This is a genomic window from Psychrobium sp. MM17-31 (assembly GCF_022347785.1).
Classification (GTDB): domain Bacteria; phylum Pseudomonadota; class Gammaproteobacteria; order Enterobacterales; family Psychrobiaceae; genus Psychrobium.
This window is the reverse complement of sequence record NZ_JAKRGA010000002.1, coordinates 537,859-550,975: the sequence shown is the minus strand read 5'-3', so window position 1 is coordinate 550,975 and position 13,117 is coordinate 537,859. Positions and strand designations below refer to the sequence as shown.

Here is a 13,117-nt window from a genome sequence, read left to right as displayed (position 1 = left end):
AACAATTAACCAATTGATAAATAATCATTTCATCATTAAATTGCCTGTGTTGGATCTAAAGTACCATTCAACACCAAAACACTTTACGCCATGCTAACCCCATCGAATATAAAGTAGGCAATCTATGATGCCCCAAAATAAATCTCTGTTAATTTCTGCCATCGCTGCCCTTGGTTTTGTTGCTAGTGTGAGTTTTTCGCCGCTTGCAAACGCCGCTAGTGAACAAGTGCCTGCTAGTTTACCGCTCTCTCAATTTGGTGAAAATCCTGGTGAACTAACCGCTAGCGTGTTCAGGCCGACTAAAACGCCAAAAGCACTGGTTGTGTTATTGCACGGTTGTGTACAAAACGCTGAAAAGCTTGCTGTAGACAGTGGTTTTCGCGGTTTAGCGAAGAGCCATAACTTTGCACTACTTTTGCCGCAGCAAAGTAAAAGCAACAACATCAAGCAATGCTTCAACTGGTTTTCAACGCCGGACACCGCACGCGATCAAGGTGAGACACTTTCGCTGAAAAATATGATCACCACCGTAAAAGGATCATTAAAGGTGGATCAAGTTTACATCGCTGGTTTGTCTGCTGGTGGCGCCATGGCCAGTGGATTGTTGGTGACTTATCCGCAAATGTTTGACGGCGGTGCTGTGATTGCTGGCTTGCCGTACCCCTGCGCAGACAACTTGATTAAAGCCATTTCTTGTATGCGGGCGGGGCCGTCTCAAAGCGCGGCAGAATTGGTTGCCTTGGCACAGAAAACATCGCCAAAGACTACGACTTGGCCGCCACTGTTTATTGCGACTGGCGATAGCGACAAGGTAGTAAATGCGGTCAATTCTCAAAAACTAGCCGAGCAATGGGCCGCGCTTTCTGGCAGCAAGCAAGTTGCAACCGAAGATAAGTTAGGCGCCAGTTTTAGCCAATGGAAAAGCGGCGATAAACCAACGATCGAGCTGGTGACGATCAAAGGAATGGATCACGGCTGGAGCGTTAATCCTGCTGTAAAAAATGGCGGCTCAACCGCGCCATTTTTACCTAAAGCGCAGCTGAGTACTGCGCAACAAATTGTCGATTTTTGGCAACTGAACTAATTCCAAATAACCCGCTGAGCTAAAGGTTTGGCCATAAAAATTACTATTAAAAATACAGGAACGATGGGGAAGATCATGAAAATGACATATGCAAAGCTAAGTCTAAGTACGCTTGCACTGGCCGTGAGCAGTGCGCTAGTGACTCAGCCACTAATGGCAGCAGAAGACGAAAAGAAAGCAAAAGACGGCGCGCTTGAACGCATCGAGGTTACGGCACGTAAAACCGTTGAAAGCCTGCAAGAAGTGCCTGTTGCTATTACATCGATTAGCGCCACAGACTTAGCCGAGCGCGGCATTGAAGTGATCACCGAAGTTCAACAGTTTTCGCCAAATACAACGCTGCAACGCAGCCGTGGTACTAACTCGACCATTACCGCGTTTATCCGTGGTGTAGGTCAGCAAGATCCTTTATGGGGCTATGAAGCGGGTGTCGGTATTTATGTCGATGATGTTTACATGGCGCGTCCTCAAGGGGCGGTATTAGATTTATTAGATATTGAACGCGTCGAAGTTTTACGTGGTCCACAAGGTACGCTATACGGTAAAAACACCATTGGTGGTGCGATTAAATACGTGACTAAAGAAATGTCTGGCGATGCTGAATTTAGCGTGCAAGGCACTGTTGGTAGTTACGGCCAAGGCGATGTAAAACTCACTGGTCAAATGCCACTGGTTGAAGACAAATTATACTTTGGTTTTGGTGTTGCGAGCTTAAATCGCAATGGTTATGGCGAATACTTATTATCGGCGTTAGAAGATCAAGATGCCGATAACTACAACAAAGAAGTGATGGCGGCGCGGGTAACGCTGGAATACCATGCCACTGAAGATCTATTGTTAAAACTGAACTGGGATCGTACCGAAGATAAGTCAAATGCCAAAGGCGGTTATCGTTTATTGCCTAGTTTGCTCACCAACGCGCCAGTGCCAGATAGCGTTTACGATTCTTACACCAGTTTGCCAACCAACAACAAAGTTGAGCTTGAAGGCATTAGCTTTACAGCAAAATACGATGTGAATGATAGCACTACGCTGAAATACGTTTATTCGTCACGCGATAGCTATTCACCAACTAATATCGACTTTGATAACACGCCACTACGCATCTTCGACGTACCAGCGATTTACGACGATGAGCAAAGCACTCACGAGCTACAAATCAACAATGTTGGCGATGACTATAAAGTGGTTGGTGGTATTTACCTTTACGACGGTGAATCATGTGGTGTATTCGACGCCATCTTAGACGTACTAGGACAATCAGCCTTTAAAACCCCGGGCTTAACCCGTGAAGTGAGCGGTTGTAGTAATGCTAAGAGCCAAGCGATTTATGCACAAGCAACTTATGATATCGATGAGCAATGGTCGGTAACCGCAGGTGCTCGTTACACCAAAGACAAGAAAGACTCATTAGTGCGCAACGGTTTAGTGTTTAACACCGTTTATCCAGAATCAGGTTGGGTTGATGGCTATGTCCGCCCAGATGGTGATTTGGTGCCTGTGGTATTAGACGATTCTGAAGAATGGTCGAAATTCACGCCGCGTATTGGCGTTGAATACCAAGCGAACCGCGATATGATGTTCTTCGCTAGTTTCTCGCAGGGCTTTAAATCAGGTACCTTTAACCCGCGTGCTACAACTGCTGAGCCAGCGGCGGATCCAGAAAACGTTGATTCAATCGAAATCGGTATGAAGAGTGAGTGGTTAGACAATCGTTTACGCGCCAACGTGACCTTGTTCTCGCTTGATCACGAAGATCGCCAATACATCTCAGTACTACCCGGTAAAGACTCAACGGAATTAAACCAACGTTTAGGTAACATAGGTTCGTCGACAGGTCAGGGTATTGAAGCTGAATTTACTTACCTAGCTTCTGACGAATTAGTGCTAACGGCAAGCTTTGGCTTTATCGACTCTGAGTTTAAAGAGGTGTTAGATACTAACCCTGAAACAGGTGCTGTGTTTGATAAATCTGACAACTTTACTATCTCGAACACGCCAGATTTTACCTATAACCTAGCGGCTAATTACACTATCGAATCGAACATGGGTGATTTTATTGTTAACGCCAGCTACTACTACCGCGATGACTATGTGTTGTTTGAAGAAAATAGTTTATTAACTCAAGACGGTTACGGTTTAGCGAACGCCAGCATCACTTGGTATGACGACGATACAGATTGGAGTGTTGGTTTACATCTTAAAAACCTAACCGATGAAGAGTATATGGTTGGTGGTTATCAATTTGTTACACCAAAAGCTGATGGCGGTTATGCTCCAGGGTTAGGTGGTGATAATACGTTGATTGGTTATTATGGCGACCCTAGAACAGTCTCGTTGACAGTGGGTTATCAGTTTTAGTCACTTTCAGTGATTAGTTTAGTGAGCCGACGCATTGTCGGCTCTTTTTGTTTGACTCTGATTTTTAATGTATAAATTGTTCGTCGAAATCTACATCACACTTCATTTCAAGGAAAAAACATGCAGCCACAAGTTATTATTGCCGATGATCATCCACTGTTTCGCACGGCGTTGAAGCAGGCGATTGTTGAGTGTATTGATGATGCGCAGATTTTAGAGGCGGAGTGTTTCGAAGAAGTGCTTGAAGCCGTTGAGGCCAATCCTAGCTTGGAGATTGTGTTTTTAGATCTTCACATGCCCGGTAACAATGGTTTTACTGGATTGATGCAATTGCAAAATCACTATCCGGATTTGGTGGTGATTATGGTGTCGTCAGACGATAATGTCGAAACCATGCAAAAGGCCATTAGCTTTGGCGCGGCGGCATTTATTCCTAAATCAGCCGACCTTTCTACAATTGCTAGTGCTATTGAAGTGGTGTTGGATGGTGAAGTGTGGTTGCCTGAGCACGTCGACCAAGCCTTGACTGATGATACACAAACCAAAGCGAATCAACATCTTGCTAAGCAACTGGCTCAGCTCACGCCGCAGCAATATGTCGTATTGACCCAAATCGCCGATGGCCGCTTAAACAAGCAAATAGCCTATGATTTGGATATCAAAGAAACCACAGTCAAAAAACATGTGTCGGCCATTTTACTCAAGCTAGAAGTCAACAACCGCACCTTAGCGGGTCTTGCTTATCAGCAACTGATGCTAGCCGCCCCTGAAAATCGCAGCGATTAATCACTATCTGATGAGTGATTGTCTGCGGGGAAGTTTACTTTCTTTCCCGCATCTTGGTGGCCTGAATTTAAACCAAAGCAGGTAGCTAGTCCTAGCAAAGGACCGATGATTGGCAAGACGATTATGAGAACTCGTTGCCGTCTGAGCTTATCTTCAAAGGCATTACGAGTTTTCTTATTGTTTTTCTTTTCTTCCATACGATATCGAACGCGTTTTACTGTCACGTAAAGTCCGATTAAACAAGCTCCATGAACAATAATTAGCGAAAGAAATACCACTATAAAATTAGAATCATTCATCATAGCAACTGCTTTATCATCCGCTTCAGCGCCAGTGCTTTCACAGGTTTGCGCAAGAATAAATAACTCGCCTCACTCGTGTGCTGGCGAACTTGCTCCGAAGGATCGGCGGAGCAAATAATACAAGGTAACTGCCAACTGTTTTCGCTTTGCAGCTGACGCGCGACGTCGACGCCATTGCAATGATTGTCCAGATGATAATCGGCGATAATCAGGCTTGGCGTGCCGCTAATAACCTCATGCTCAGCGCTGGCTTTATCCTTGGCGGTCATTACCGTAAAGCCCCAGTCACATAGCTGAGAGGCGATGGCAGTTAGCATCAGGTTATCGTTATCAATCACTAATACTCGGATGCCGTGATACTCATTACCGCTTTGCTCAGTTGGCACTTTAGCCGCGCTTGGAACATCCGTTTGCGTAGTAGCGACCCGAGGAATACGAATTTTAAAACCAGTGCCTTTACCGAGCTCAGATTCGATAGTGATTTTCGTCTCTAACAATTTGGCCATGCGTTCACAAATCGCTAGTCCAAGGCCGAGGCCGGGCACTTCACGGTGGGTCTCAAGGCGCTCAAATTCTTTAAATATTTGCTGCTGTTGGGCTGGCGAAATGCCCGGGCCGTTGTCCCATACTTCAATCGAAATCGTATCAGGGCAATGTCTAACACCAAGCACTATTTTGTTGCGAATATTGGCCTTAGCGCCTGTTTTGTCATCGCAATAATGCACGGCGTTGTTAAGCAGGTTTTGAATGATCCGGCGCAGCATGCGCTTGTCGGTTTTAACGCTGGCGCTGGATCGTTGATAGCTAAAGGTGATGTTGTCCTGTGCGGCAAGCAGGGTAAATTCGTTTTCCAATGTTGCCAGCACATCATCTACCGCAAACTCGCTGATTTCTATTTTTTGCGAGCCACTATCGAGCCGTGAAATTTCCACTAAATCTGACAATAAGCCTTCAACGACATTAAGGGAATCGTCGATATGATCTGCAAGCTCGCTTAAATCTGTGCCTTCAACGCGGTTTTTCAGCATCGAAGTAAAGAGTGACAACGCGTTAAAAGGCTGCATTAAATCGTGACTGGTTGCCGCTAAAAAGCGGGTTTTACTGCGATTGGCAGCTTCCGCTTGTGCCTTGGCATCTTCTAGCTCTTGGGTGCGTTGTTTTACTCGTTTTTCGAGATTTTCATTGGCAAGACGCAGCGCTTTTTCCGCTTCAATGTGGGCAGTAATATCAGAGTAAGTGCTAACGAAACCGCCGCCGGGCATTGCTTGGCCGCGAATTTCTAACACCACGTTATTGGGCATGGTGCGCTGAAACTGATGGCTGTGGCCAAGGCGCATGTGTTCGATTCGGCGCTCGACTAGTTCGTCGGCTTGTGCGCCTGTGATAATGCCTTTTTCAACATTGTATTGCAGCAACTCTCGCACCGATTTGCCGGCGGTAACAAATCCCGCAGGGTAGCACAGTAAATCAACATAGCGCTGATTCCACGCTACAATGCGCATATCGGCATCGACAACGCTGATCCCTTGCTCGATGTTTTCAACCCCAGATTGCAATAGTTCACGGTTAAATTCGAACATCTGGCTCGCTTCATCCACAATGCTCACCACATCTTCAAGTGGCATCTGTTGCGAGGTTGAAGCGGCTTTCATTACCATGCGTGTCGAGGCTGAGCCTAATACGCCTGATAACTGTAATCTTGTGTACTCAATGGCTTCATTGAGAGCGGCATTAGGACGATTGCCGTGTTTAAAGTCGTTGAGTTTATTTGCGATATCGTCGTTGGTAAAACGATGCAGTAAGTTGGCGAGATCATCAAAGGTTAGGCGTTGTTCGAACTTACTTTGACTTTTGGCAAGATAGAGCTCAGCTTGGAGCTTTTCGCCAACACTGCGGCGACTTTTTAGGGAAACAATCACAAAAGCAAGCGTATTGAGCAGCAGACTAAATACTACGCCGTGACTGATTTCATCGAGCCAATCGAGGCCAAATAACGCGGTTGGTTTAAGCCATGATAAATCAAATAATCCTTGTGATAACCAGCTAGAATCTTTGAAAAACAGCGGTAAAAACAAGGTGTATAACCACACGACTGTTCCGACAACCAAACCAACTAGCGCTCCTTGCGATGTGCCTTGTCGCCAGTAGAGTGCGCCGATTGTTGCAGGCGCGAATTGTGACAGTAATACAAACGATAAAAGGCCAATGGTGGCGAGATGATCGTGTTGGTTAATCACACGTTCAAAACTAAAAGCGAGCAGTAAAATGATACCGATAGTCAGACGACGGGCACTTAATAACGAACCTGATAATTGCGGTGTTTGGCTGGCGTCAAAACGCTTCATTTTTAACATCAGCGGGGTAATGACTTCCGTTGACAGCATGTTACTAAGCACGATGGCTGACACAATCACCATGCTGGTGGCCGCGGCCAAGCCACCAATAAACACCACTAAACCTAGCCAAGCTTGTTGGTAAAACAATGGCAATGTCAGCACGAAGGTATCGGCGGCGACGCTGCCACCGGGAAAAGTTGATTGGCCAGCGATAGCAATCGGCAGGACGAATAAATTTATCAATAATAGATAAAGCGGGTATTGCCAGCGGGCGGCTTTAAGCTCGTCGCGGTGATGATTCTCGATCATCATCATGTGAAATTGCTGCGGCAGAATAAAGATAGTGATAGCGCCTAATATTGCCTGTGACACCGCTAAGTAAGCATTGTTTACTGGCGTTTGTGGCAGTGATTTTTGTGCGGTTAGTAGTTGCTCGACACCATCAAACACATAAAAAGTCGCGAAGATGCCAACGGCGAATAGGGCAAAGAGTTTGACCACTGAGCTAACCGCTATCGCTAGCATCAAACCTTGGTTTTGTTTGCTAGCGGCGATTTGTCGCGTGCCGAATAAAATACTAAAAACTATAAGCACTAGGGTCACGACAAAGGCGGTGCTAATTCCCGATTGATAGGTGCCTGTTAGCAAATCAAAGCTGGTACTAATTGCGCGGAGTTGTAGCGCAATATAAGGCACTGTTCCCGCCAATACCACGAGTGCAATAGCGGCGGCGAGCATCGGGGAGCGATCGTATCTAAAGGCAATAAAGTCGGCGATGGAAGTGAGGTTTTGCTGTTTTACGATACTGAGTATTTTGGCCAGCATCGGCCATGCGGCGACTAAACACAAAATACTGCCAATGTAGATGGGGGCGAGCCATGCGCCTGTAGTAGCTGCTTGGCCAACGGTGCCGTAAAACGCCCATGAGGTACAACTAACGCCGAGCGCCAAACTGTAAATCCATGGCCGAGAGCGCCATTGGCTTGGTGATTGTTTTTGCCCTTGATAGGCGATGACGAATAACAGTGCTAGATAGCCGATGGCAACAGCGGTTACAAACCACCGATCTAACGAGATCCAAACTAACACAGCGATTCCTTTTTATGGCGTATTGTGACTATCAGAGCCGAATTTGGGTAGTGTACTAAGGTGCCAGATATTTGAAAAAGCCCTTGCGGTAATCTAGCTAGACGGTTCTATCGACACAAGAAATTATCACAGATGAAAATAACGAACAAATACCTCGTTGAAGCCCTAGTTTTTCTAAGCTATATGCTATTTGCCATGGCGTGGGTTGGCGGTGCCGCTAGCATGGAGCAAATTATGGCGGCGATGGATATCGACAGCTTAGCCTCTGCTAGCTTTATTAGCGGCATGGTGACTTTTGCAAAAATTGTCGGCACCTTTGGCGCTGCGTGGTTGGCGGTAAAACTCGGGGTTAAGGGAGCGTTTTTTGTTTCTAGTATTCTCATTGCCATCGGCTTATTTACGCCTATATCACCTAACTACGAGTTGTTATTACTGAGCCGTTTTTTAATGGGACTTGGCGGCGCCTTTATGATTGTTTATTTCAATCCGATTGTGATGGAGTTTTTCAAAGTCGATGAGCGCCCAGCGATTAATGGGTTAAACGCGGTTGCCTTTAATGTCGGTACGGCGATTATCTTGTGGTTTATGGCGGATATTAACGCCATCACTGGCGGCTGGAAAAATAGCTTAATCGCCTTTTCAATTATTAGTTTTGCTTTGGCGGCAGTTTGGTTATTAGTGAAATTTAACGCGCCAGCGGCCAATAATAACGATGATCAACAACAAGAAAGTTATAGCTATATCGAAGGTCTTAAAGACAAATTTAACTGGGTTTATGGTTTGACCTATGCGGGTCTGTTAACTTTCTACATTTGTCTATTTACCTTCTATCCGCAAGCAGGCATCAGTCAGAGTAAATGGGTGATTGGCTTTGGCATTATCGGTACCTTCGCCGGTATTCTTTACAGCAAGAAGTTTCCGAAACGGGTGCCAGTGATTCGTTGGTCGGGCTTAATGATCACGCTAACTATTATTGGTTTATCTTTTGGTGGCTCAGAAGCTGTGCAAATGATTTCGGCGATGCTGTTGGGTTTCTTTATTTTCCTACCTGTAACGGCGCTAGTGTCCATTCCACACGAAATGGCAAACATGACTACAGCACGCATTACCGTTATCTTTAGCCTGTTCTATTCGATTAGTTATCTGTTTTCTACCGTCTTGTTATGGTTGTTTGGCAAGTTGGTGGATATGAACAATGGTGATTTCACCCAATCATTCATATTGATTGCAGTAGTGAGCACCACCTTTTTTATCGGCAGTTTCTTTTTACCAGAGACTGCAAAGACGCAAGGAGAAAGCTAATGCGCGGCGTTGTATCTTCCAAACTCGAACCTTTTCTCGACCAAGTAAATGAAGTTATGGCCAATGCCAGAGCGCAGGGGATTGGTTATACGCCCGAGTTAACTCGCGAAGGTTTAAATAATTTAGCGGGACTCATGGCCAAAGGGCCTGAGATAGCGAGCGTGACTGATGTGCTGATGCCAGACTATGAGGCGGCGATTAATGTCCGAATCTACAACCCTGCACCCGATAAAAAGCTACCTGTGTTATTGCATTTTCACGGCGGCGGACACATGTGTGGTTCGGTGGAGTTATACGATCCTATCAGCCGTGAGCTGGCACAGCAGTGCCAAGCAATCGTGCTGTGTATCGAATATCGTTTAGCGCCAGAATTTCCGTATCCGATGGGCTTAAACGATTGTCAGTATTTACTCGAAAACTATCGCCAGCTGCTAGTGGAGCACAATCACAACGACGTGCTTTATATCGCTGGTGATAGCGCAGGCGGCGCAATTTGTACTAACTTAGTGATGAACAATAATCAGCGTGGCGATATAAAAATTGATAAGCAAATCCTGATTTACCCAAGCGTCGATTACACCATGAGCTTTGACTCCTACCAAGAAAACGGCAGTGGTTTCTTGCTTGAAACGGCTAAAGTTGAGTGGTATTTCGAGCAATATTTCCATTCGGAGCAAGATATCGATCAAGCTGCGCAATCAGCATCAGCGCTATTTGGAACTTTTAACGATCGAATGCCTGAGACTTTAGTGATAACAGCAGGCTGTGATCCATTACGAGACGAAGGCAATGCGTATGCTGAGAAGTTGGCTCAACACGGCGTAAAGGTTAAACACCATCAGTTTAACGATATGATCCACGCGTATATGTTGATTAATGATTTAGTTCAAGATGAATATCAACAAACCTTTAAGCTAATCAAGGACTTCACTGCCTAGGTTTTGTGGTCACAAATTCAATTTCTTTATGACGCGAACCAACAATAACGCGATTGACGTAGATCCCTGGAGTGTGAATCTCATCGGGATCTAATTCGCCTGCATCCACTAACTCTTCAACTTCAACAACAGTAATCTTTCCCGCCATCGCGGCAAGGGGATTAAAGTTACGTGCTGTTTTACGGAATATTAGATTGCCGAATGTATCGGCTTTCCATGCTTTGACTAGTGCAAAATCACCTGTAATTGACTCTTCGAGGATACAGTGACGACCATTAATAAAGCGAGATTCCTTACCCTCAGCTACCGCCGTACCGTAACCAGTAGCGGTATAAAAAGCAGGAATGCCCGCGCCACCAGCACGCATTTTTTCGGCTAATGTCCCCTGTGGCGTGAGTTCTACATCGAGTTTACCGCTGATCATTTGTGCCTCGAAATTAGCGCTGTTTCCCACATAAGATGCGATCATTTTTTTGATTTGATAGTCGATCAGTAAAATACCTAAACCGTGCTCTGTGGTGCCGCAATCATTGGAAACCACGGTGAGCTCTCGCGTACCACGGCGTTTAATTTCGTCAATAAGACCCTGTGGGATGCCACATAAACCAAATCCTCCTGCCACTATTGTCATGCCGTCTTTTAGGCCATCTAGCGCCGTAGAAAAATCGTTAACTACTTTGTTAAAACCCGTCATATCAAACCTCACAACTCGTTACTGATAATGGCTTAAGTTTGGTGGTAGTTTATTTATTAATCAAATTTATAGTTTTGATATATTTATAGGTTTTTTAAATGCCATGTTTAGGTGCTATAAGTTGGGCAAGAAAAAGCCCTGCATAAAGCAAGGCTTGAAGACGGGAAAAACTCTCGGAATTACTGCGCCGTCCAAGCACCGTCCATTGGTAGTGCTGAGCCAGTAATGCCTTTGGCGGCGTCGCTGCATAAGAACAGGATAAACTCACCAATCTGACGTGGATCTGCCATCGCTGGTAGTGGCTGCTTAGCGGTAATGAGTTTGTATTGGGCTTCGTCGAAACTGACGCCTTCTTTTTCAGCGATATCGGTGATCTGTTGGCCGATAAGTGGGGTATCGACCCAGCCGGGACAGATGGAGTTTACGGTAATGCCGTCTTCGGCGCATTCTAGTGCTACTACCTTGGTTAAACCAACGATGCCGTGTTTAGCGGCACAATAGGCTGATTTGTTTTTAGAGCCCACTAAGCCGTGAACTGAGGCTATGTTAATAATGCGGCCCCATTTCTTTTCTGTCATTGCTGGTAAACACTGCTGAATGGCATGAAATGCTGAGCTGAGGTTGATAGCGATAATGTCATTCCATTTGTTGGTAGGAAAAGTAGCTGCACCTTCGGTGTGCTGGATACCTGCGTTATTCACCAAAATATCAATACTGCCAAGCGCCGCTGCGCCTGTGGCCATAAAGTCGCTAATGGCATCAGGATCGCGCAAATCGGCATTGCTAAAATAAGCATTGATTTTGTACTCGGCTTCAAACTCTTTGACCAGCGCTGCGCCGTCTTCCTCACTCATCAATCCGTGTAAAATCAAGTTGATTCCTTGCTCTGCTAAAACGCGTGCGGCGGCTAATCCAATGCCGCTGGTTGAGCCGGTAATTAAAGCCACTTTATTTGCCAACATGACGCCATGTCTCCTGTGAAATAGAAAATATTGGAATTAGCCTAACACATTACGTACATTTTTCATGCGGTACCAAAGTACCCTTTAATTTATTAGCTAAGGGAATTTTTGATTGCTTTTGAACAAGTTGAGCGTAATGGGTAAGATGCGCTTTTAAGTTGAGTGATTAGGGAGTTGCACCTTGTTTGAGATTTACGCAGGTGACAAGGCGAAAAAGGAAATTGAACAACACGGCTTTAGCCAAGATTTATTCGATGTGTTTATAGGCGCGAGCGGTGGTCCGAAGTGGTTTTCTCTTTATGGCTGGGACAAATACTTGTTCGGTGAGTTTTTTAAAGGCCGCTCAACGCAACTCGATATTATAGGCTCTAGTGCAGGGGCCTTTCGCGCGGCGTGTTTTACGCAAAATGATCCCGTGGCTGCTATCGAGCGTTTAGCTCACAATTATGCTCATACCCGTTATTCGGATAAGGCGACGGCCGCTGAAATTACCGACAAGGCGCGAGAGCTGCTTGATATTATGCTCGGTGATAGCGGGGTGGATGAAATCATTAACAATCCACGCTACAAAGCGCACTTTTTTGTTGCCAAAACCAATGGTGTATTGGCAAGTGAAAAGAAACCGCTGCAAGCGTTGGGATTAGCAAAGAGCTATCTACTCAATCGTAAAGATCGCGCCTTGTTGGCCAAGCAATATGAGCGTTATGTGTTTAGTGCAGCGGGTGGCAATTTGTTGTTTGACGATCCGGTGCAGCTTACCACTCATACGCAAACGCTTGATGCCGATAATTTAAAACCTTCTTTATTAGCCTCTGGCTCTATTCCGTTAGTGATGCAAGGGATCCGCGATATTCCCGGTTGCCCAAAAGGGATGTATCGCGATGGCGGCATTATTGACTATCACTTCGATCTCAAGCTCAAGAATAAAGGGCTGGTGCTTTATCCGCACTTTAATGCCACTCCAAAAGCGGGCTGGTTTGATAAATCCCTCAAACGTGGTGTGAGCAAACAGAGTTACGATAACGTAGTGCTGATTTGTCCGTCGCCTGAGTTTATCGCTAACCTGCCTTATGGAAAAATCCCCGATCGTACCGACTTTACCGAGCTGGACGCAGATACGCGAATTGCCTACTGGCAACAGGTTTTCGCAGAAACTGAGCGCTTGGCTGAAGGTTTGGACAATTTTATCCAACGACAAGATATCGGATCCATAAAGTCATTTAGATAATTTCTATAATCAGATCCTTTATTTCATTGGTACAA

10 protein-coding genes are annotated in these 13,117 nt (G+C 45.5%); 6 read left to right on the top strand and 4 right to left on the bottom strand.

Annotated features, from left to right (window positions below; all coding sequences use genetic code 11):
- The first annotated feature begins 124 nt into the window (after window positions 1-124).
- The 3 genes from MHM98_RS07020 (at window position 125) to MHM98_RS07010 (ending at window position 4,231) form a co-directional block, all read left to right on the top strand.
- Window positions 125-1,084, top strand: coding sequence for a PHB depolymerase family esterase (locus MHM98_RS07020; RefSeq protein ID WP_239438547.1), 960 nt, complete (start codon window positions 125-127; stop codon window positions 1,082-1,084).
- An 81-nt stretch (window positions 1,085-1,165) separates the two neighbouring features.
- A complete protein-coding gene (locus tag MHM98_RS07015) occupies window positions 1,166-3,445 on the top strand; it encodes a TonB-dependent receptor (protein ID WP_239438911.1) in 2,280 nt (759 codons plus the stop codon).
- A 120-nt stretch (window positions 3,446-3,565) separates the two neighbouring features.
- Window positions 3,566-4,231: a response regulator transcription factor gene (locus MHM98_RS07010; protein WP_239438546.1), complete on the top strand. Its 666-nt coding sequence runs from the start codon at window positions 3,566-3,568 to the stop codon at window positions 4,229-4,231.
- On the opposite strand, the gene MHM98_RS07005 is transcribed toward MHM98_RS07010, so the two are convergent.
- Complete coding sequence (locus MHM98_RS07005) at window positions 4,228-4,455, bottom strand: hypothetical protein (protein WP_239438545.1); 228 nt, start codon at window positions 4,453-4,455, stop codon at window positions 4,228-4,230. The two genes, MHM98_RS07010 and MHM98_RS07005, sit on opposite strands and share 4 nt — an antisense overlap.
- Before the next feature lie 74 nt (window positions 4,456-4,529).
- Complete coding sequence (locus MHM98_RS07000; RefSeq protein WP_239438544.1) at window positions 4,530-7,958, bottom strand: PAS domain-containing hybrid sensor histidine kinase/response regulator; 3,429 nt, start codon at window positions 7,956-7,958, stop codon at window positions 4,530-4,532.
- Window positions 7,959-8,090: 132 nt separating this feature from the next.
- Here MHM98_RS07000 and MHM98_RS06995 point away from each other — a divergent pair, with 132 nt between their 5' ends.
- Window positions 8,091-9,260 carry an MFS transporter gene (locus MHM98_RS06995; protein ID WP_239438543.1) on the top strand — a complete coding sequence of 390 codons (1,170 nt, stop codon included), beginning with the start codon at window positions 8,091-8,093 and terminating at the stop codon, window positions 9,258-9,260.
- Window positions 9,260-10,198 (top strand): alpha/beta hydrolase, encoded by a 939-nt coding sequence (locus MHM98_RS06990; protein WP_239438542.1) that lies wholly within the window; start codon window positions 9,260-9,262, stop codon window positions 10,196-10,198. The genes MHM98_RS06995 and MHM98_RS06990 overlap by 1 nt, the downstream gene beginning before the upstream one ends.
- Here MHM98_RS06990 and MHM98_RS06985 read toward each other — a convergent pair.
- Window positions 10,188-10,892 (bottom strand): CoA transferase subunit A, encoded by a 705-nt coding sequence (locus tag MHM98_RS06985; RefSeq protein ID WP_239438541.1) that lies wholly within the window; start codon window positions 10,890-10,892, stop codon window positions 10,188-10,190. The two genes, MHM98_RS06990 and MHM98_RS06985, sit on opposite strands and share 11 nt — an antisense overlap.
- 179 nt (window positions 10,893-11,071) lie before the next feature.
- A complete protein-coding gene (locus MHM98_RS06980; protein ID WP_239438540.1) occupies window positions 11,072-11,854 on the bottom strand; it encodes a 3-hydroxybutyrate dehydrogenase in 783 nt (260 codons plus the stop codon).
- 181 nt (window positions 11,855-12,035) lie between these two features.
- On the opposite strand from MHM98_RS06980, the gene MHM98_RS06975 reads away from it, so the two are divergent.
- Window positions 12,036-13,082: a patatin-like phospholipase family protein gene (locus MHM98_RS06975; RefSeq protein WP_239438539.1), complete on the top strand. Its 1,047-nt coding sequence runs from the start codon at window positions 12,036-12,038 to the stop codon at window positions 13,080-13,082.
- Window positions 13,083-13,117 lie beyond the last annotated feature (35 nt).

Bases quoted from the DNA above. Each gene is read 5' to 3' on its own strand.
- MHM98_RS06990 (WP_239438542.1), top strand. From the start codon at position 9,260: ATGCGCGGCGTTGTATCTTCCAAACTCGAACCTTTTCTCGACCAAGTA.
- MHM98_RS06980 (WP_239438540.1), bottom strand. From the start codon at position 11,854: ATGTTGGCAAATAAAGTGGCTTTAATTACCGGCTCAACCAGCGGCATT.
- MHM98_RS06985 (WP_239438541.1), bottom strand. From the start codon at position 10,892: ATGACGGGTTTTAACAAAGTAGTTAACGATTTTTCTACGGCGCTAGAT.
- MHM98_RS06995 (WP_239438543.1), top strand. From the start codon at position 8,091: ATGAAAATAACGAACAAATACCTCGTTGAAGCCCTAGTTTTTCTAAGC.
- MHM98_RS07010 (WP_239438546.1), top strand. From the start codon at position 3,566: ATGCAGCCACAAGTTATTATTGCCGATGATCATCCACTGTTTCGCACG.
- MHM98_RS07020 (WP_239438547.1), top strand. From the start codon at position 125: ATGATGCCCCAAAATAAATCTCTGTTAATTTCTGCCATCGCTGCCCTT.
- MHM98_RS07015 (WP_239438911.1), top strand. From the start codon at position 1,166: ATGACATATGCAAAGCTAAGTCTAAGTACGCTTGCACTGGCCGTGAGC.